Source organism: Actinobacillus genomosp. 2, assembly GCF_029773605.1.
Classification (GTDB): Bacteria; Pseudomonadota; Gammaproteobacteria; order Enterobacterales; family Pasteurellaceae; genus Actinobacillus.
In genome coordinates, this window is record NZ_CP103807.1 from 758,325 (window position 1) to 779,543 (window position 21,219).

General features: G+C 40.0%; 11 protein-coding genes and 2 pseudogenes. 10 read left to right on the forward strand and 3 right to left on the reverse strand.

Features of this window, described 5'->3' with window-relative positions; all coding sequences use genetic code 11:
• Nucleotides 1-67: 67 nt before the first annotated feature.
• Nucleotides 68-1,945 carry a molecular chaperone HtpG gene (gene htpG, locus NYR60_RS03725; protein WP_279467803.1) on the reverse strand — a complete coding sequence of 626 codons (1,878 nt, stop codon included), beginning with the start codon at nucleotides 1,943-1,945 and terminating at the stop codon, nucleotides 68-70.
• A 226-nt stretch (nucleotides 1,946-2,171) separates the two neighbouring features.
• Between htpG and NYR60_RS03730 the strand changes: the two genes are divergently transcribed.
• From NYR60_RS03730 to nrdB, 4 genes and pseudogenes are all read left to right on the forward strand, one after another.
• Nucleotides 2,172-3,701: a catalase gene (locus NYR60_RS03730; RefSeq protein ID WP_279467804.1), complete on the forward strand. Its 1,530-nt coding sequence runs from the start codon at nucleotides 2,172-2,174 to the stop codon at nucleotides 3,699-3,701.
• A gap of 193 nt (nucleotides 3,702-3,894) precedes the next feature.
• Nucleotides 3,895-4,964, forward strand: a pseudogene (locus tag NYR60_RS03735) (metallophosphoesterase).
• 215 nt (nucleotides 4,965-5,179) lie between these two features.
• Nucleotides 5,180-7,450 (forward strand): class 1a ribonucleoside-diphosphate reductase subunit alpha, encoded by a 2,271-nt coding sequence (nrdA, locus tag NYR60_RS03740; protein ID WP_279467805.1) that lies wholly within the window; start codon nucleotides 5,180-5,182, stop codon nucleotides 7,448-7,450.
• Between the two features lie 152 nt (nucleotides 7,451-7,602).
• The gene (gene nrdB, locus NYR60_RS03745; protein WP_279467806.1) at nucleotides 7,603-8,733 is read left to right on the forward strand and encodes a class Ia ribonucleoside-diphosphate reductase subunit beta; all 1,131 of its coding nucleotides are present in this window, start codon (nucleotides 7,603-7,605) and stop codon (nucleotides 8,731-8,733) included.
• Nucleotides 8,734-8,786: 53 nt separating this feature from the next.
• On the opposite strand, the gene NYR60_RS03750 is transcribed toward nrdB, so the two are convergent.
• Nucleotides 8,787-9,782 carry a LacI family DNA-binding transcriptional regulator gene (locus NYR60_RS03750; protein ID WP_279467807.1) on the reverse strand — a complete coding sequence of 332 codons (996 nt, stop codon included), beginning with the start codon at nucleotides 9,780-9,782 and terminating at the stop codon, nucleotides 8,787-8,789.
• Between the two features lie 311 nt (nucleotides 9,783-10,093).
• Here NYR60_RS03750 and NYR60_RS03755 point away from each other — a divergent pair.
• The 6 genes and pseudogenes from NYR60_RS03755 (at nucleotide 10,094) to NYR60_RS03780 (ending at nucleotide 19,985) form a co-directional block, all read left to right on the forward strand.
• A pseudogene (locus tag NYR60_RS03755) lies at nucleotides 10,094-11,292 on the forward strand (MFS transporter).
• Nucleotides 11,293-11,337: 45 nt separating this feature from the next.
• Nucleotides 11,338-13,473, forward strand: coding sequence for an alpha-galactosidase (locus NYR60_RS03760; protein ID WP_279467808.1), 2,136 nt, complete (start codon nucleotides 11,338-11,340; stop codon nucleotides 13,471-13,473).
• Nucleotides 13,474-13,703: 230 nt separating this feature from the next.
• Nucleotides 13,704-14,753, forward strand: coding sequence for a galactose-1-phosphate uridylyltransferase (gene galT / locus NYR60_RS03765; RefSeq protein WP_279467809.1), 1,050 nt, complete (start codon nucleotides 13,704-13,706; stop codon nucleotides 14,751-14,753).
• Between the two features lie 20 nt (nucleotides 14,754-14,773).
• On the forward strand, nucleotides 14,774-15,928 hold the full coding sequence (gene galK, locus NYR60_RS03770; protein ID WP_279467810.1) for a galactokinase: 1,155 nt from the start codon (nucleotides 14,774-14,776) through the stop codon (nucleotides 15,926-15,928).
• Between the two features lie 58 nt (nucleotides 15,929-15,986).
• A complete protein-coding gene (locus NYR60_RS03775) occupies nucleotides 15,987-16,955 on the forward strand; it encodes a galactose-1-epimerase (RefSeq protein ID WP_279467811.1) in 969 nt (322 codons plus the stop codon).
• A 24-nt stretch (nucleotides 16,956-16,979) separates the two neighbouring features.
• Nucleotides 16,980-19,985: a glycoside hydrolase family 2 TIM barrel-domain containing protein gene (locus tag NYR60_RS03780; protein WP_279467812.1), complete on the forward strand. Its 3,006-nt coding sequence runs from the start codon at nucleotides 16,980-16,982 to the stop codon at nucleotides 19,983-19,985.
• Nucleotides 19,986-20,147: 162 nt separating this feature from the next.
• Here NYR60_RS03780 and NYR60_RS03785 read toward each other — a convergent pair whose 3' ends face one another.
• Nucleotides 20,148-21,194, reverse strand: a complete 1,047-nt coding sequence (locus tag NYR60_RS03785; protein WP_279467813.1) for a YcjF family protein — start codon at nucleotides 21,192-21,194, stop codon at nucleotides 20,148-20,150.
• Nucleotides 21,195-21,219 lie beyond the last annotated feature (25 nt).

A 21,219-nucleotide genomic window follows, 5' to 3' on the forward strand; every position in this document is an offset into this window, starting at 1 on the left:
AGAAAAAGTTACAATTTTTAACTAAAAATAAAGGCTATCTTTCGATAGCCTTTTACATCTTCAGCGGTTAACCAAGCAATTTATTCATACGTTTGATAAATGCTGCCGGGTTTTCTAATGAGCCACGCTCTGCAAGCAATGCTTGTTCAAACAATAATTCAATCCAATCATTAAATTCTGTTTCATCTGTAAGATCTGCAATTTTCTTAACCATACGATGATCTGGATTTAGCTCGAATGTATATTTCACTTCCGGAGCTTTTTGTCCCATTGCGGCAAACAGTTTTGCCATTTGAGTGGTCATTTCATCATTGTCAGTAGAAACTACTGCTGGCGTGTCGGTTAAGCGATGCGTTAATACCACTTTTTTAACACGATCACCAAAATAGTTTTGTGTACGTTCAAGGAAAGATCCGAATTCCGCTTGTTGTGCTTTTTGGCTCTCTTCTTGTTCCTTATCAGCTAGATCGCCTAAATCTAAATCCGATTTAGTGATACTTTGCAACGGTTTGCCGTCAAATTCGGTTAAATGCCCTACTACCCATTCGTCAATACGATCAGATAATAACAGCACTTCAATACCTTTCTTATTGAACAATTCAAGGTGAGGACTATTTTCCGCTGCCACATAATTATCTGCGGTTAAGAAATAAATCGCTTTCTGACCTTCTTTCATTCTGCTTACATAATCCGCCAAACTTACTGTTTGTTCACTAGAATCAGTCTGGGTTGAAGCAAAGCGGAATAATGATGCAATTTGTTGTTTATTGGCAAAATCTTCACCGACACCTTCTTTTAACACTAAACCAAATTCATTCCAGAAGGTTTGGTATTTAGCCTGATCATCTTTGGCTAATTTTTCCAATAATTGCAATGCACGTTTAGTTAATGCCGAACGTAATGAAGCAGTCACTTTATTTTCTTGTAAAATCTCACGTGAAACGTTTAACGGCAAGTCATTCGTGTCTAATAAACCTCGCATAAAACGGAGGTAATTCGGCATAAACACTTCGGCATCGTCCATAATGAATACACGCTGAACGTAAAGTTTTAAGCCGTGTTTCTGATCACGATTGAACATATCCCAAGGCGCTTTTGCCGGCACATAAAGTAAGCTGGTATAGTCTTGTTTACCTTCTACTTTATTATGCGCCCAAATGAGCGAATCATTATAATCGTGGCTTAAATGTTTATAAAACTCTTGGTATTCTTCGTCTGAAATTTCAGTTTTTGAGCGAGTCCAAAGTGCTTGTGCTTTGTTAATTTTTTCCCATTTTTGACCGCTTGCTTTGCCTTCTTCATCGTATTCTGTCGTTTGGATTTCAACCGGTAAGCCGATATGATCCGAATATTTACCGATAATTTCACGTAAACGCCATTCGCTTAAAAATTCTTTTTCTTCTTCACGCAAATGTAAAATGACATCCGTACCGCGTGTCGCTTTCTCAATATCCGCCACCGTATAATCGCCTTCACCGGCAGATTCCCAAAATACGGCTTGTGTTTCACCTGCCGCACGGGTTTTTACTGTTACTTTGTCCGCTACAATAAATGCCGAATAAAAACCAACCCCAAATTGACCGATTAACTGACTGTCTTTAGCTTGATCCGTACCTAACGAATTCAAAAACTCTTTAGTACCGGATTTAGCAATCGTACCCAAATGATCGATAACCTGTTCACGGTTCATCCCGATACCGTTATCGCTAATAGTCAGCGTACCTAAAGTTTCATCAAAGCTCACTCGTACACGTAATTCACCATCACCTTCATATAAAGCTGGGTTGGAAAGTGCTTTAAAACGTAATTTATCTGCCGCATCAGATGCATTAGAGATTAATTCACGTAAGAAAATTTCTTTATTTGAATAAAGTGAATGGATCATTAATTGAAGCAGTTGCTTAACTTCCGATTGAAAGCCTCTTGTTTCTTGATTAATACTCATTTTTATCCTCTGTAATTTGCAAAAAATAAGCGGAATCCCACCGCTTTTAAGTGCTATAATAAATGGGGAAAAACTTTAGCCTTTCAAGGCATAAGACAAAGTTATTTCCTATTAAAAAATCTGATTCAATCGTTATGTTTTATCAAATTGATAGTTTTACAAAATAAAACCAATCAATCATAATATATCCATACATTGAACCTATTAACTAACTAAGGTAATTATTATGTCTAATAAATGTCCATTTCATCACACATCATTAACTATGAACAACGGTGCGCCTGTTGTTGATAACCAAAACAGTTTAACCGCTGGTCCTCGTGGTCCATTACTTGCACAAGATTTATGGTTAAACGAAAAATTAGCAAACTTCGTACGTGAAGTAATCCCTGAGCGTCGTATGCACGCTAAAGGTTCAGGTGCATTTGGTAAATTCACAGTAACTCACGATATTACTCAATATACAAAAGCAGCAATCTTCAGCGAAGTAGGTAAAGAAACTGAATTATTCGCTCGTTTTACGACTGTAGCAGGCGAACGTGGTGCAGCTGATGCAGAACGTGATATCCGTGGTTTCGCAATTAAATTCTATACTGAACAAGGTAACTGGGACTTAGTAGGTAACAATACACCTGTATTCTTCTTACGTGATCCGCGTAAATTCCCTGACTTAAACAAAGCGGTTAAACGTGACCCACGTACTAATATGCGTAGTGCAACAAATAACTGGGACTTCTGGACTTTATTACCTGAAGCATTCCACCAAGTGACTATCGTAATGTCTGAGCGTGGTATCCCAGCTTCATATCGTCATATGCACGGTTTTGGTTCACACACTTATAGTATGATCAACGCTAATAACGAGCGTTTCTGGGTGAAATTCCACTTCCGTACACAACAAGGTATCAAAAATTTAACAAACGAAGAAGCGGCAGCAATTATCGCTAACGATCGTGAATCACACCAACGTGATTTATACGAGTCAATCGAAAAAGGTGATTTCCCGAAATGGACACTTTATATCCAAGTTATGCCTGAAGCTGATGCGGAAAAAGTACCATACCACCCATTCGATTTAACTAAAGTATGGCCAAAATCAGACTATCCATTAATCGAAGTAGGTGTAATGGAATTAAACCGTAACCCAGCAAACTTCTTTGCTGATGTTGAACAATCTGCATTTGCTCCAAGCAACTTAGTACCAGGTATCAGCGTATCTCCGGACCGTATGTTACAAGCACGTTTATTTAACTATGCAGATGCACAACGTTACCGTTTAGGTGTTAACCACCACCAAATCCCAGTAAATGCACCACGTTGCCCAGTTCACAGCAATGCGCGTGACGGTCAAGGTCGTGTAGATGGTAACTACGGTTCAACTTTACATTATGAACCAAACAGCTTCGGTCAATGGCAAGAACAGGCACAATTTGCTGAGCCACCACTCAAAATCAACGGTGATGCAGCACATTGGGATTATCGCCAAGATGATTCAGATTACTTCAGCCAACCACGTGTGTTATTCAACAATATGACTGATTCAGAAAAAGAATCACTATTCAAGAATACCGCAGCAGGTATGGGTGATGCATTAGACTTCATCAAATACCGTCATATCCGTAACTGCTACTTCTGTGACCCTGCTTATGGCGAAGGCGTTGCAAAAGCATTAGGTATGACTGTTGCAGATGCAATGGAAGCATACAATACTGATCCAGCAATGGGTCAACCAGGTTTATTAAAACCTAACTTCTAATTAGAAGTACCCTATTAGCAAATGCAGGCTATTCAAAAACAACGATAGACTTATCGTCAATAGTCTCCTCCTACATAATGTTGCATTTGCTTAACCAAAAGCCCTATCTTAATAGTAGGGCTTTTCTTTTGTTTGAAATATCAATCTGCGTTAAAATCCCATCGTTTTTTATTTTTAACAAAAAGGAAAGCTTTTGGAATATCGTTATTACATTACCACGGGAATTGCCATTTTTGTTTTGCAATGCCTTGTTTTTAACTTTTCTCGTACTGTAGGTTGGCTATTCAACTTATCTCCTAAATCACGTAAGATCGTGACATCCATTAGCTATTTAGTTGCAAATGGCTTAGCGATTCTTACCGTCACACGAACATTTAACGGTTTTAGAATTACGGCACTAATGCTCACTCTATTGCTGTTTGCATTATTGCTTGTGCGGCGATTTACCGCCTATTTAAAGGCAAACAAGCGGTCAATTTCGCCTTAAAAATTACCTATCCTTTCGCATTTTTCGGTATTGTTGGGTTCGCTTTATATAACGCTTACACACCGAAAGTCGTGCACTATTCCATACAATTGGATAAATCGCTTGAACAACCGCTACGAATTGGTGTGGCTAGCGATCTGCACCTAGGCATATTCTTCGGTGCAAAGCAGTTAGATAAATTATCTGAGATTTTTAATCAACAAAAGGTCGATTTGATTTTGTTACCTGGCGATATTATGGATGATAATACCAATGCTTATGTCGCCGAAAATATGCAACCGCATTTTGCTAAACTCAAAGCGCCTTTAGGGGTTTATGCCACTTTGGGTAATCACGATTTCTTCGGAAAACAGCAAGCGATTGCCAGCGAAATTGAAAAAGCAGGTATCCAAGTATTATGGGATCAAGCGGTCGAAATTAACGGAAAATTTACCATTATCGGACGTAATGACGACTTAGTAAAAAATCGACCGAGTACTGCTCAATTATTAACGGCAGTAAACTCGAATTTACCGGTGTTTTTACTTGACCATCGCCCAACACAAATCGAACAACATTCGCAATTACCGATTGATTTACAAGTGTCCGGACATACTCATCACGGGCAAATTTTTCCGGTAAATATCATTACACAAATGATGTACCGCTTGGCTCACGGCTATGAAAAAATCGGTTTAGGTCATTATTTTGTCACCTCCGGTTACGGCTTTTGGGGCATACCGATGCGACTTGGTACCCAATCTGAAGTCTTGATTATTGATGTAAAAGGAAAATAATCTTAGCTTTATGAAAACTCCTGAATGAATTTTCAGGAGTTTATTTTTTACATTTATTGTAATTCCCCTATCTTCAATCACTTACCTTTTGTCAATATCCCTTTACAAAACTTTCTGCTTGCACACACCTTCATAAAACAATATCTTGTATATAAGAACTTAAAAATCACAATATATAGTGTTTAAAAATAATAAGATAAAAGGAGACACATTTTATGCAGAAAACATTGATGGTAACCAAACGTAACGGAAAACAAGAGCCGTTTGATTTGGATAAAATTCATCGTGTCATCACTTGGGCAGCCGAGGGGTTACAGAATGTATCGGTATCACAAGTAGAATTAAATGCACATATTCAGTTTTATCAAGGTATTGGTACTGCTGATATTCACGAAATGCTCATCAAAGCCGCCGCTGATTTAATCAGCACTGAAACACCAGATTATCAATATCTTGCCGCACGTTTAGCGATATTTCATCTGCGTAAAAAAGCCTACGGGAACTTCACCCCACCTCATTTATTCACGCATATTAAAAAGCTGGTTGCACTCGGTAAATACGATCAAGCGCTGTTAACCGACTATACCGAACAAGAATGGCAGTTAATGAATGAGTTTCTCGTACACCGCCGAGATATGGATTTTTCTTATGCGGCGGTCAAACAGCTGGAAGGAAAATATTTAGTCCAAAATCGAGTGACCGGAGAAATCTATGAATCGGCACAATTCTTATATCTTTTGGTGGCTGCCTGCTTGTTTTCCAAATATCCGAAAGCCACTCGTTTGGATTATGTAAAACGCTTTTACGATGCGACGTCAACCTTCAAAATTTCCTTGCCTACCCCAATTATGTCGGGAGTCAGAACACCGACTCGTCAGTTTAGTTCTTGCGTACTGATCGAATGTGGCGATAGTTTGGATTCCATCAATGCCACTTCCGCTGCGATTATTAAATATGTCTCGCAACGTGCAGGTATTGGGATTAACGCTGGTGCAATCCGTGCCTTAGGCAGCCCGATTCGTCAAGGGGAGGCCTTCCACACCGGTTGTATTCCATTTTATAAGCATTTCCAAAGTGCGGTGAAATCTTGCTCGCAAGGCGGTGTACGAGGCGGAGCAGCAACGGTTTACTACCCGCTATGGCACTTAGAAGTGGAAAGTTTATTGGTGTTAAAAAACAATCGAGGCGTAGAAGACAACCGCTGCCGTCATATGGACTACGGTGTACAGCTCAACAAGCTGATGTATCAACGCTTAATTAAGGGCGGAGAAATCACCTTATTCAGCCCGTCTGATGTCGATGGCTTGTATGAAGCATTTTTTGCTGATCAAGACAAATTTGAACAACTTTATCTGCAATATGAACAAGACCTAAGCATTCGCAAACGCAGTGTGAAAGCAGTTGAGTTATTTTCACTGCTCATGCAAGAACGCGCTTCAACCGGTCGTATTTATATTCAGAATGTCGATCATTGCAATACGCATTCACCGTTCAATCCGCAAGTTGCACCGATCAAACAATCAAATTTATGTTTAGAAATCGCATTGCCGACCAAACCGCTGAATGATATTAACGATGAAAACGGGGAAATAGCACTCTGTACCCTTTCAGCATTTAACTTAGGTACTTTGCAAAATTTAGATGAATTTGAACCGCTTGCCGACTTAGTGGTACGAGCGCTAGATGCCTTGTTAGATTATCAAGATTATCCGGTGAAAGCAGCAAAACACGCCGCATTAGCTCGCCGTTCACTTGGCATCGGGGTCATCAACTACGCTTATTACTTAGCGAAAAACGGCGTGCGTTATTCAGACGGTTCTGCCAATGCGCTTACGCACAGAACTTTTGAAGCGATGCAATATTATTTACTGAAAGCTTCGCTCAATTTAGCCAAAGAACAAGGTGCTTGTAAGTTATTTAATGAGACGAGCTATGCTCAAGGCATTTTACCGATTGATAGCTATAAAAAAGAATTGAATAACCTGACTCAAGAACCTCTACATTATGATTGGGAAAGTTTGCGTGCGGAGATTCAACAATTCGGCTTACGTAACTCAACGTTAAGCTCATTAATGCCATCAGAAACTTCCTCGCAAATTTCCAATGCGACCAACGGCATTGAACCGCCGCGTGGCTACGTGAGTGTTAAAGCCTCAAAAGACGGCATCTTAAAACAAGTTGTGCCGGAATATGAAAAGCTCCGTTCACAATACGAGTTATTGTGGGATATCCCCGATATGAGCGGTTACTTACAGCTGGTCGGTATTATGCAGAAATTCATTGATCAGGCAATTTCGGCAAATACCAATTATGACCCGCAAAAATTTGAAGACGGCAAAGTACCGATGAAACGCTTACTTGCTGATTTACTGACCGCTTATAAATACGGATTAAAAACACTCTATTACCAAAATACCAGAGACGGAGCAGAAGATGCCCAAGAGGATTTAAATGACGGTTGCACTGGCGGTGCCTGCAAAATTTAGTGTCTAGTCTGAATTTAACTAACCACGGAATACACGGAGAACACAGAAATAATTCGGAGAATGTTAAGAGCCACAGCGTGGCTCACTCAGCCGAAGGCTGATCATAACCACGTACGGCTTGCCGTGCGTGGGCAATTCAAAAAGGATACAAAATGGCATACACCACTTTCTCACAAAATAAAAATGATCAATTAAAAGAACCGATGTTTTTCGGGCAAAATGTCAATGTCGCTCGTTATGACCAACAAAAATATGAATTATTTGAAAAGTTAATCGAAAAACAGCTCTCATTTTTCTGGCGTCCGGAAGAAGTCGATGTTTCGCAAGATCGTATCGACTACCAATCATTGCCGGAACACGAAAAACATATTTTTATCAGTAACTTAAAATATCAAACATTACTTGATTCTATTCAAGGTCGCAGCCCGAACGTAGCATTTTTGCCGTTAGTATCGATTCCTGAGCTGGAAACTTGGATCGAAACTTGGACATTTTCCGAAACGATCCACTCACGTTCTTATACGCATATTATCCGTAATATCGTGAATGATCCGTCGATTGTGTTTGACGATATCGTGACTAACGAAGAAATTATTAAACGTGCGAAAGATATTTCTTGCTACTACGATGATTTAATTCGAGATTCGCAACTTTATACGCTTTACGGAGAAGGTTGCTATACGGTGGACGGCAAGCAATACCAAGTAACGTTACGCAATCTAAAACGCCAACTTTATTTATGCTTAATGAGTGTGAACGTACTAGAAGCAATTCGTTTTTACGTATCGTTCGCTTGTTCTTTCGCGTTTGCCGAACGTCAGTTAATGGAAGGTAACGCTAAAATTATTAAATTTATCGCACGTGATGAATACCTCCATTTAACCGGCACACAAAATATGTTGAACATTATGGCAGTCGGACAAGACGATCCGGAAATGGCACAAATTGCCGAAGAATGTAAACAAGAAGCTTATGCGCTTTTTGTGGCAGCGGCAGAACAAGAAAAAGAATGGGCGGCGTATTTATTTAAAGACGGTTCAATGATGGGTTTGAATGAAGATATTTTAGTGAAATATGTTGAATATATTACCAATATTCGAATGCAAGCGGTCGGATTACCTCGCCCTTTTGCAACTTCTTCAAATCCGATTCCGTGGATTAATGCTTGGTTGGTGTCTGATAACGTACAAGTTGCGCCGCAAGAAGTCGAAGTCAGTTCCTATTTGGTTGGGCAAATCGATGCTAAAGTCGATAGCAACGATTTTGATAATTTTGAACTTTAATTATCAAAAATACGGAATACATCGATTTATTGCTGTATTCCGTTTGAAATAAGCTAACAAGACTTCCGCTGAATTAAAGGACACTCAAGATAATGAACGTCTTTATCTTGTTTCGCTTCGATTAAGTGTAATGCGGCTTGCCGTCCCATTTCATAATGTGGTAGCTGTACTGTCGTCAAAGGCGGTAAAAATAAATGAGCCACCCCAACCATATTATCATAACCGACAACCGCAACATCTTGCGGAATACGTAATCCACGTGCAAGCAATAACTGATAAGCAAGCATTGCAATCCGGTCATTACCGCATACGATGACATCATAGTCAAAATGCTCAAGATCTGAGGCTAAAATCTCTTTTAATCGATCTGCACCTTCTAAATAATCATCGCTTTCGTTCATAAAAAACTCGGTCGGCACATTTGCATTTTTTTGAGAAAACCAAACCGCTTGAAAACCTTTTTGTCGTTCTTTAGCCGCAATCGCATTATATGGAATATACAAACATAACGGTTTCTTATAACCTTTTTCGACTAATAAACGAGTCACATCCGCTTGTCCTTGAAAGTCATTCGGAATATAACTGGCAACTTGTATATCGTCGGTAACACAATTCGCTAAAACAATCGGGTAATTTGCTAAACGTTTTGGAATCTGAATTTTCTTTAAACCGTGACGACTAATAATAATTGCGGTTGGACGATGTGAAAGCAATAACTCTACTGCCTTTTCAACATCTTGCTGGTCATCTTCAAACGTATTAATGACAAACGAATTCCAACCGTGTTGGCGAACAGTTTGTTCGATTGCTAATAAAATCTCAACCGAAAACGGCGTCGTGGCGGTACTAAAGGATAAAACACCAATCGTATTTTCTGTTGCCCCACGAATTTTCTGTGCAGCTAAATTCGGTACATAATTTAATTGCTCAATTGCTTGTTGAACCGCTAATCGAGTTTTATCTGAAAGCTGTTTCGGATTATTTATCGCTCGAGAAACCGTCATAACTGAAACGCCGGCTAATTTTGCGACATCTTTCAAAGAAGCCATACACCATATTCTATTTGTTATTTTTCTGATACTTCATTGTCCATTATCATCTACAGATTCGCAATCACTAAGAATGTGATCTTCTTCACACTTTCAATATGTTAACGTTAAAATTTGTGACTTGAATCACATTTTCATTATTTTATTCTTTTTATTCAAAAATGATAACGTTAACATTCAAAACAAGAAATCATCAAAGTAAGAGGTGTTTTATGCAAACTCAAACTCCGACACAAAATAACAAAGTGTATTATTGGGGAAATCGTAACTATTTAGCTTTTAGCGGTTATTTCTTTACTTATTTCTTTGTTATGGCAACTTGTTACCCTTTTCTAGGGATTTGGCTTGGAGATATTAATGGCTTAACCGGTGAAGAACGAGGTATTGTTTTTGCTGCAATGTCTTTTTTTGCACTGTGTTTTCAACCGATTTTTGGTTTTGTAACGGATAAACTCGGTTTAAAAAAACATATTCTTTGGGCTGTTTCTATCGCTCTTCTTTTCTATGCGCCTTTCTTTATTTATGTCTTTGCCCCCTTGCTTAAAACGAATATTTGGTTAGGTGCAATACTTGGCGGTATCTATATGGGATTTGTTTTCGCCGGAGGTGCCGGTGCATCGGAAGCCTATATTGAAAGAGTGAGTCGCCAAAGTCGTTTTGAATACGGACGAGCAAGAATGTTCGGTATGATTGGTTGGGGTATCTGTGCATCTATTGCCGGCATACTATACAGCAAAGATCCTAACTCCGTATTTTGGCTAGGCTCTGCCGGTGCATTAGTTGTCGTCATTTTGGTTGCCATTGCAAAACCGGAGCAACAAAGCCAAACCGCAATGGTAATGGAAAAACTCGGTGCTAACAGCAATCCAGTTAGCATCAAACAAGCCTTTATGCTATTCAGATTACCTCGTTTTTGGGCATTACTTGCTTATGTTGTTGGTGTTGCCTGTACCTATGATATTTTCGACCAACAATTCGGTAACTTTTTTAACACCTTCTTTGACTCTAAAGAAAGAGGTATTGAGATTTTTGGTTATGTCACCACAATGGGCGAATTTTTAAATGCGGTAATTATGTTCTTTGTGCCATTTTTAATTAATCGAATGGGTGCAAAAATGCCTTACTTACCGCTGGATTTATTATGAGTATCCGCATCTTAGGTTCATCCTTTGCAACGGAGTGGTGGCACGTGGTGGTGCTAAAAACGCTACATATGTTTGAAGTGCCTTTCTATCTTGTCGGCTTATTTAAATATATCGGTAACGTGTTTGAAGTTCATTTCTCTGCAACAATCTATATGGTTGCCTGCCAATTCATCAAACAAGTCGGAAATATGCTTGCCTCTTCTGTGATTGGTGGCTGGTATGACAAATTCGGTTATCAAGATACTTACTTTATTTTAGGCTGCGTGGCATTAGGTTTTACCCTTCTCTCCATTTTCACCTTAACTGGAAAAATGAATATGCAAGAACGTTATCAATTACAAAAACGCAATACCAGAGGCGCTTAACAAGCGGTCAGTTTTCTTTCAAATTTTGCAAATAAGGAATTTATTATGAACAACATCATTCGCTTATCCAGCAACCAAAACGATCTGATTATTAACGCCTCAGATAATCCCCAAATTCTTTATTGGGGAGAAAAACTCGCGCAATTTGAACCGACTAATGCTTGGCTTAGCTACTCAGGTGTAACAAACGGTGGTTTAGATATTGACGTACCGGTTTCACTTGCAGCGGAAAACGGTCGTGGCTATTTTGAATCCTCTTCAATTGAAGGTCATCGTAACGGTTTAGACTCGATGCCAGTATTCAAATTAAGTAAAATCGAGCAACAAAATGACCGCTTGATCATCCGCCAAATTGATGAAATTGCCGGCTTGGAATTTAGTAGCGAATTTGTATTAGATAAAACGACATCCGTATTAAAAACACGTAATAAATTACGTAATTTAAAAGCCGTACCTTATAGCGTAAACCGCCTTGCCGTCACATTGCCGTTGCCTGAATTTGCCGATGAAGTCTGTAGGTTCTACGGTCGCTGGGTACGAGAATTTCAACCGAATCGCCAAAATCTCAAACACGGCGGTTTTATTCAAGAAAACCGTGTCGGCAGAACATCACACGAATATCCGCCGATTTTGATTGTCGGTGAAGAAGGCTATAAAGAACAAAAAGGCGATGTATGGGGCTTCCATTTGGCTTGGAGTGGCAACCACCGTATTCGTGCTGATATTGATATTCGAGGCAGACGTAGCGTGCAATTAGAAGCGTTATACTTCCCGGGTGAAATCACGCTCTCACAAGATGAAGAGATTGCGACTCCCTGGGTTTATGCAACCGCTTCTAACCAAGGCTTAAACGGTATGAGCCAACAGTTTCACCAATATGTGCGAGAAAATATCCTCCGTTTTCCGCAAGGTAAAACACGCCCGGTACACCTCAATATTTGGGAAGGCGTTTACTTCGATCACAAACCGGAACATATTATCGCTATGGCAAAAGCTGCCGCAGAAATGGGCGTGGAACGTTTTATTATTGATGACGGTTGGTTTATTGGGCGTGATGATGATTTCGGCGGCTTGGGCGATTGGTACTTAGACGAACGCAAATATCCAAACGGTTTAACGCCTGTGGTCAAAGCGGTAAAAGATCTCGGTATGCAATTCGGGATTTGGGTTGAGTTAGAAATGATCAACAAACCGACTAAACTTTACCAACAACACCCGGATTGGTTACTCGCAGTAGAAGGTTACGATCAACCTGCCGAACGCAACCAATTTGTGCTCGACCTTTGCAATCCGGAAGTTTTCGATTATTTAGTGGAACGAATGGATTGGCTACTCGGCAATCACGATATTGACTATGTAAAATGGGATATGAACCGCCGTATCGTGCAAGGCGCTCACCAAGGCAAAGCAGCGGTAACCAAACAAACTGAAGCATTCTATCGCTTGTGCGATGTGCTTTGTGAGAAATATCCGAATGTTGAATTTGAAGCCTGCTCTTCCGGTGGCGGTCGTATCGATTACGAAGTGTTAAAACGCTCACAACGCTTCTGGACTTCTGATGATAACGATGCGCTCGAACGCCAAACAATCCAACGTGGTTTTAGTTACTTCTATCCGCCTGAAATTATGGGCGCGCATATCGGCGGCTTCCATTGCCATACTACATATCGCAAATTAGATGCGAATTTCCGTGGTTTAACTGCACTATTCGGTCATATGGGGGTGGAATTAGACCCGGTAAAAGAAGGTGAGGAAGAACGTAAAAATTTCGCTAAATATATTGCATTACATAAATCTTTACGAGATCTATTGCATAGCGGCACGGCATTCCGTTTAGACCGTAAAGATCCAGCTTGTTTAGTTAACGGGGTGGTAGCACAAGACAGCTCACAAGCGGTGGTTTTAATCAGCCAACTTGCAATGCTCGATTACTTACGTCAGGAATCACTCCGTGTGCCGTATCTCAAAGAAGGTAATTATCAAGTAGAAATTCTGGATTTACCACGTAACTTTGCCGACGGAAAATTCGGTCACTTGATGAAACAGTTACCAGAATGGATGGTAAAAGCATTAAGCGGTGAAAAAGTTGTCATTAATAGCGAGTGGTTAGCAAAAGTTGGCTTAGGCTTACCGATTATTGACCCAGCATCCGCTATGTTATTGAAATTTACTCGCTTATAATTTCTTAAATAGTAAACTTTTTAGGGCAGTTATATACTGCCCTAAAAATTTTGTGATCACTCTCACACTTCTCACTTTTTTCACTTCAATTTTCAAAATGATAACGTTAACATTTAATCATACGGTGTAAAATTTAATGTGATCTCATACTTCTGTGATCCTTATCACACACAAAAAATATAATGTTAGTTATACTCCAACCCTAAAACGCCAAATGGAGAAGTTCTACAATGAGCCAACAATTTATCCTAAACGATCACCCTCATCGTCGTTTTAATCCATTAAAAAACCAATGGATTCTAGTTTCACCGCATCGTGCAAAACGTCCGTGGCAAGGTCAACAAGAAGACACGGTTGCTGATAATAAACCAAGTTATGATCCGACTTGCTATCTTTGCCCAGGTAATAAACGTATTACCGGCGAGCAAAATCCCGTTTATAGTAAACCTTTCGTATTTAAAAACGATTTCTCCGCTTTACTACCGGATACGCCCGCCCTGGAAGCCGGTACAGATCCATTATTCCAAATTTCACATACCCAAGGCGAAAGCCGTGTAATTTGTTTCTCGCCTGATCACAGCAAAACCTTACCGCAACTTTCTGTGTCTGAAATTGAACAAGTGGTACAGGTTTGGCAAGAGCAAGCCAACGAATTAAAAAGCCGTTATCAATGGGTACAAATTTTTGAAAATAAAGGCGCAATGATGGGCTGTTCTAATCCACACCCACACGGTCAAATTTGGGCAAGCAATTTCTTACCAAACGAAATTGCGATTGAAGACGAATGTCAGGCGAATTACTTCGCTCAATACGGTCGTCCATTGCTACTCGATTATGCAGAGCGTGAATTAACTAAAAAAGAACGTATTGTGGTAGAAACTGAAGATTGGATTGCCGTAGTGCCTTACTGGGCAGGCTGGCCGTTTGAAACTTTGTTGCTGCCAAAACATAAACACTTTAAACGCATTACCGATTTAAACGAAGCCGAACGAGCGGATTTAGCTCTCGCACTTAAAAAGCTAACCACTCGCTACGATAACTTATTTAATATCAGTTTCCCATATTCAATGGGCTTCCATTTCGCACCGTTTAATGAAAGTGATAATACACATTGGCAGCTTCACGCCCATTTCTATCCACCATTGTTACGTTCTGCCACCGTACGTAAATTTATGGTTGGTTATGAAATGATGGCGGAAAGCCAACGAGATCTGACACCGGAACAAGCGGCAGAAAGATTAAATGCGGTGAGCGATAGCGTTCACTACAAAGATAAATAACAGAATGAGAGAAAGATATAATGAAACCACAACAACTTGCGACACAAAAATTTATTGAACATTACGGTTATCTAGCGGCTCAAACCGTTTTTGCACCAGGACGAGTTAATATTATCGGTGAACATACCGATTACAATGACGGTTTTGTAATGCCTTGTGCAATTAACTACGGCATGGCAGTCAGCTTTAGTAAACGTGATGATAGTATTTGGCGTGTTTATGCGATTGATATTGATAAACAAGATGAATTTGATCTTAGCCAACCAATTGAACCGTCTGAACACAAATGGGCAAATTACGTACGTGGCGTGGTGAAATATATTCAAGCCAAATGTCCTGAGTTTAAACAAGGTGCGGATTTAGCCATGACAAGTGATGTACCGATGTCTTCCGGTTTGAGTTCTTCTGCCGCATTAGAAATTTCAATCGGTAAAACCGCACAAGTATTAGGTAATTTGCCACTTAGTTTGGCGGAAATCGCTTTAATCGGACAAGAAGCTGAGAACAAATTCGTTGGTGCAAATTGCGGCAATATGGATCAACTCACCTCGGCACTCGGACAAAAAGATCAATTAATTATGATTGATTGCCGTTCGCTAGACATTACCCCAACACCAGTTCCGCACGGTTATTCAATTGCGATTATCAACTCTAACGTAAAACACGACTTAGTGACAGGTGAATATAACAGTCGCCGTCAAGAATGTGAATTTGCTGCCAAATTCTTTGGGGCAAAAGCATTGCGTGATGTTACGTCAGAGCAATTTATTGAGCGAGCAAGCGAATTGCAAGCAGAAAATGAACTCGCCTATAAACGTGCTAAACATATCATTAGCGAAAATCAGCGTGTATTAGAAGCGGTTGAAGCCTTAAAAGCAAATGATATGGTCAAACTCGGTCAATTAATGGCGGGGTCGCACGACTCTATGCGTGATGATTTTGAAATTACCATTCCGGAAATTGATTACTTAGTCGAATTGGCACAAGTGGCGATCGGTAAAAATGGCGGTTCACGTATGACCGGCGGTGGCTTCGGCGGCTGTATCGTTTGTTTAGTACCAAACGAAAAAGTGGAACATTTACGTCAAATTATTGCAGAAAATTATGAAAAACAAACCGGTATCAAAGAAACCTTCCATCTTTGTACCGCTTGTGACGGCGTTCATCTTATTTAATGATTAATTTTTCAGAAATCACGGAAACCTCCGTGGTTTCTTGCTTTCGGAGCAAGTTATGAAAACCTTTATCCTCGAAAACTCATTCCTCAAAATCACTCTGTCAGACTTCGGTGCATCTTGGCTTTCTTGTGTCGTAAAACATCCAAAAGGCGAACGTGAAGTGTTAGTTACCACATCTGCAGAAAATTGGCAAAATCAGACCGCTTACTTTGGAGCAACTTGTGGACGCTATGCTAATCGCATTGCCAATGCCGAATATCAACTTAATGGTAAAACCTATACTTTGGTAAAAAATGATGGTGAAAATACCTTGCACGGTGGTGTAAAAGGGGGAGATAAACAAATTTGGCAAGCAGAGCAAATTGATCCGCAAGCGGTCAAATTCAACCGGATTTTTGCCGACGGCGAAGAAGGGTTCGGCGGTGAAGTTCATGCCTTTGTGACTTATCGTTTGCATGGAAAAGAAGTTGAAATTGCATTTAACGCAACCACCAATCAAGACACTCCACTCTGCTTTACCAATCACGCTTATTTCAATTTACTCGGTACAGGTGACGTACTTTCGCATCAATTAATGATTAATGCTGACGAATATTTACCGGTCGGTGCAGACGGTATCCTGGTTTTACCGTTTAAAGCGGTTGCTCATACCGGCTTCGATTTTTCAACGTCTAAATCGATTGGGCAAGACTTGCTGAAAGATGCCGATCAACAATTGGTAAAAGGTTATGATCACGCTTTCAAATTAGTAAAAAATTCTTCAAAACCGACCGCTTGTTTAGCCGTTGAAGATCTTAGCCTTGAACTCAATACCTCAATGCCGGCGTTGCAATGTTATTCGGGGAATTGGCTTAGTGGACAACCGAATCTAAGTGGCTCAACTTACCAAGATTACGCAGGCGTTGCTTTAGAACCGGAATTTTTCCCTGATTCGCCAAACCAATCTGAATTGGCAAAATTCGGCGGCATCACCAAAACGGGCGAACGCTATAAACACGATATTCGTTATACCTTCCACTTTTAATTTGTAAACATCGAGGAAATTATCATGATACTGCCAAATTACTTCCAAGATCCGAATATACTCCACGTAAATACTGTTGATCATCACGCTTATTTTATTCCTCATAAACAAAATGAAACCGCATTAAGTGGTAAACGTGAACAATCCGACTACTTTACTCTACTCAACGGTCAATGGGATTTTAATTACTTCCAAAGCTATCATGACCTACCGGATAATGTCCTTGATGTTGCGTTTGAACATAAAATTCCGGTGCCGGCAAATTGGCAAAATCACGGCTTCGATCATCATCACTATACCAATATTAACTACCCGTTCCCGTTTGATCCGCCGTTTGTTCCGCATCAAAACCCATGCGGTGTATATCATCGAACTCTACAACTTACTCCGAAAAGTGATAAGCGTTATTTACTCAATTTTGAAGGCGTGGATTCTTGTTTATTTATTTACGTGAATAAACAATTTGTCGGGTATAGCCAAATCAGCCACAACACCTCCGAATTTGATGTTAGCGATTATTTACAAGTCGGCACCAACCATTTAACCGTCGTGGTACTGAAATGGTGTGACGGCAGCTATTTAGAAGACCAAGACAAATTCAGAATGTCGGGTATTTTCCGTGATGTCTATTTGCTTGAACGAGAACAAAATTATCTGCAAGATTTCTTTATTCAATATGAATTGGATGATGAATTACGTCACGCCAATCTGAAAGTGGAAACGCTTTTTAGCCGTCAGCAGCAAGCGATTGAATATCAATTATTCGATCCGAAAGGCTTTACCGTTTTCAATCAAACCGATACGCAGCTTAATATTGATGTCGAAGATATTCAGTTATGGAATGCCGAAAACCCACAACTTTACACCTTAATTTTACGTACTTCGGAAGAAGTAATTGTGCAAAAAATCGGTTTTAGAAAAGTGGAAATTAAAGATGGCATTTTATTATTTAATCAGCAAGCGATTAAATTTAAAGGAGTAAACCGCCACGATAGCGATCCGAAAACCGGTTATGCGATTAGCTACGCACAAGCGCATAAAGATTTACAGCTGATGAAACAGCATAATATCAACGCAATTCGTACCGCCCATTATCCGAATGCACCTTGGTTTAGCGAATTATGCGATCAATACGGTTTTTATCTGATTGGCGAAAGTGATGTTGAATCGCATGGTGCTTCAATGCTAACTGTCAAAACGCCGGAACCGAGTATTTTCTTAAACCATGAAAACGATTTGCAAACCGCACGTATCCGACAAGATACAATTGATAATTTCTGCTACTTTGCTCGTGATCCTCTGTTCAAAAAAGCGATTTTAGACCGCCAACAAGCCAACGTGGAACGAGACAAAAACCGTACTTCGATTATTATTTGGTCGTTAGGTAATGAATCCGGCTATGGTGCAAACTTTGAAGCGGCAGCGACATGGATTAAACAACGTGATAAATCTCGTCTAGTGCATTACGAAAGCTCGATTTACCAACATTCTGCCGATAATAATGATCTATCAAATTTAGATTTTTATAGTGAAATGTACGGTTCAACTGAAGATATCGACCGCTATTGTGCTACCACTCAAACTAAACCTTTCGTATTGTGTGAATACAGTCACGCAATGGGTAACTCAAACGGCGATGCAGAAGATTATTGGCAAGCATTCCATCGTCATCCGCAATCGTGCGGTGGTTTTGTGTGGGAATGGTGCGATCACGCCCCTTACCGTGCTAACGGACAATTCGGTTATGGTGGTGATTTCGGTGAAAGTCCGCACGATGGAAATTTCTGTATGGACGGTTTAGTGTCACCAGATCGTATTCCACACAGTAATTTATTGGAGCTTAAAAATGTAAATCGCCCTGCACGTGCCGAATTAATCGATAACCAAATTGTGATCCACAACTATTTGGATTTCACTGATCTCGCTGATTATCTGACGATTGATTATGAATTTGTCGAAAACGGCGTGGTGACAAGCGGTGGAAATTTATCCGTTGCTTGCCAACCGCACAGCAACGCTGTATTACCGATTGAGTTACCAAAAAATAATGGGCATTTATGGCTATTGAATTTAAATTATCGCTTAAATACCGCGGTCGAATTATTAGACGAAGCGCATTCACTTGGCTTCGAGCAGCTCAATTTATTTAGCGAAAATAAATTAGTATTGCCACAATTCACGATTGCAAACAGTACATTTGAAGTACAGGAAGATCGCTTCCACATTAACGTACACAACGGTCAATTTAATTATCAATTAGATAAACAGAAAGGGATTTTCAGCCGTATTGAAAAAGCCGGCAAAGCGATTATTCAACAACCGTTAGACTTTAATATCTGGCGTGCACCGACTGATAATGATCGTCTCATTCGTGAAGCGTGGCAAAATGCTGGCTACGATAAAGCCTATACCAGAGCGTATGAAATTCAATGGCAACAAAGCGAACAAGCGGTCGAATTTTCAGTAAAATCTGCCATTGTTTCAATTTCTCGCGGTCGTATTTTAACGTTAGATATTGGTTATCATATCTTCAATAACGGACAGATTTCGGTGGAAATTAATGCAATCCGCCCAACCGAATTACCGTATTTACCTCGTTTCGGTTTACGCTTCTGGCTTACTAAAGCAGAAAATACGGTGGAATATTTTGGTTACGGCGAGCAAGAAAGCTATGTGGATAAACACCATTTAGCGAAGTTAGGCATCTACCATACCACGGCAAAACACAATCATACCGATTATGTTAAACCACAGGAGAACGGCAGCCATTACGGTTGTGAATATCTCAAATCGGAAAATCTGTTTGTGAGTGCAAGCCAACCGTTCAGCTTTAATCTCTCGCCATATACGCAAGAGGAATTGACCGCGAAAAAACATTGCTACGATCTACAAGAATCAGATTACAGCGTGCTATGTATTGATTACAAAATGAGTGGAATCGGATCTAACTCGTGCGGTCCGAATTTAAAAGATCAATACCGCTTAATGGAAGACAAATTTAGTGTGAGATTTGATTTGGTGGTAGGTTAGTTTATGTAAATGAATGATGTAGGGGTGAACTCTGTTCGCCCCTACAAATAAACTTTTGTGCAACTGCAGCATAATGCCGCTTTTTACAGCTCCTACCACTTGTTTTCTTTTCTGTGTTCCCCGTGTATTCCGTGGTGATTAAAACAGCACACCATAGAATATCTATATTTTTTCACTCACCTTTTCTTCAGCTTTTGCAAAAATTGTGTTTTTAACCGAAGTTAATAATTGTTGGCGAATGGCAGAAAGTTTTGGCTTTTCGCCCGATTGAAACGCAACAGGACGACAAAATTCCATCGCTTTAATGCCTAATCTTGCCGTAAGTAAGCCGACACCAATGCCCTGTGCGGCTCGTAACGAAAGTTTAGCGGTTAGATTCTGCGAGAAAAACTCCATACCGACATCGCTCACCACTTCGGTTGCTCCGGCAAACACCATATTGGTTAAGACCATTTTGAATAATTTCAAACGGCTGAAATAGCCTAATTGCATACCGTAGGTTTTGCTAATTTTATTGACTAACGCAATATTTCGCCAAGCGACCATCAACATATCCACCACAGCTAACGGGCTAACCGCTACGATAATTGCATTCTCAGTCGCACTTTTTGAAATCATTCTTTTCACTTGCTTATCAAGCGGAGTGAGCACTGTTTCACTAAATAGATAAAGCACTTCTTTTGCATTGTAAGCCTCATTTAATTGGCTTTGCCAACGCTGTTGCGAATGTTGCACGCTTGGCACATTTTTTAAATTTGCCACAACTTCATTGCAAAAATTTACCGCTTTTTCACCGCTTGTCGTTGAGAGTTCTTCTAAAAGTAATTGTTCGCTTACTTGCTGTTGTTGCTGATGATGACGTAAAAAAACTAACTTCCGCCATTCACCGATAATCGCAACCACGCCGGTTAAACTGATTAAGGCGAACACAATAGCAAAAGCAAAATAAATCCATTGACGTGCTTGGAAGGTATCGATCAACCATTGTACGCTTTGTGCAATCACTGCAATGCTAAACAATCCTAACGCAAACAGTAATACTCTTACCCAAAAACGTGACGGTTTTAGGCTTTCTTCAACAATTAATTCCGCTTCAACTTCTTGATATTCCTCTTCAATTTGAATATCTTCCGAAGCCTCAAACTCCTGTTTCGCCACAAATTGCTGTTCTGTTGTGACTTCTTGCTCACTAAATATTTGTTTTTTCATTGTTTTCTCTTTATAAATTAACCAC

What these genes read in the sequence shown, in the direction of transcription:
- htpG (WP_279467803.1), bottom strand. Translation starts at nt 1,945, where the DNA reads ATGAGTATTAATCAAGAAACAAGAGGCTTTCAATCGGAAGTTAAGCAA.
- NYR60_RS03730 (WP_279467804.1), top strand. Translation starts at nt 2,172, where the DNA reads ATGTCTAATAAATGTCCATTTCATCACACATCATTAACTATGAACAAC.
- nrdA (WP_279467805.1), top strand. Translation starts at nt 5,180, where the DNA reads ATGCAGAAAACATTGATGGTAACCAAACGTAACGGAAAACAAGAGCCG.
- nrdB (WP_279467806.1), top strand. Translation starts at nt 7,603, where the DNA reads ATGGCATACACCACTTTCTCACAAAATAAAAATGATCAATTAAAAGAA.
- NYR60_RS03750 (WP_279467807.1), bottom strand. Translation starts at nt 9,782, where the DNA reads ATGGCTTCTTTGAAAGATGTCGCAAAATTAGCCGGCGTTTCAGTTATG.
- NYR60_RS03760 (WP_279467808.1), top strand. Translation starts at nt 11,338, where the DNA reads ATGAACAACATCATTCGCTTATCCAGCAACCAAAACGATCTGATTATT.
- galT (WP_279467809.1), top strand. Translation starts at nt 13,704, where the DNA reads ATGAGCCAACAATTTATCCTAAACGATCACCCTCATCGTCGTTTTAAT.
- galK (WP_279467810.1), top strand. Translation starts at nt 14,774, where the DNA reads ATGAAACCACAACAACTTGCGACACAAAAATTTATTGAACATTACGGT.
- NYR60_RS03775 (WP_279467811.1), top strand. Translation starts at nt 15,987, where the DNA reads ATGAAAACCTTTATCCTCGAAAACTCATTCCTCAAAATCACTCTGTCA.
- NYR60_RS03780 (WP_279467812.1), top strand. Translation starts at nt 16,980, where the DNA reads ATGATACTGCCAAATTACTTCCAAGATCCGAATATACTCCACGTAAAT.
- NYR60_RS03785 (WP_279467813.1), bottom strand. Translation starts at nt 21,194, where the DNA reads ATGAAAAAACAAATATTTAGTGAGCAAGAAGTCACAACAGAACAGCAA.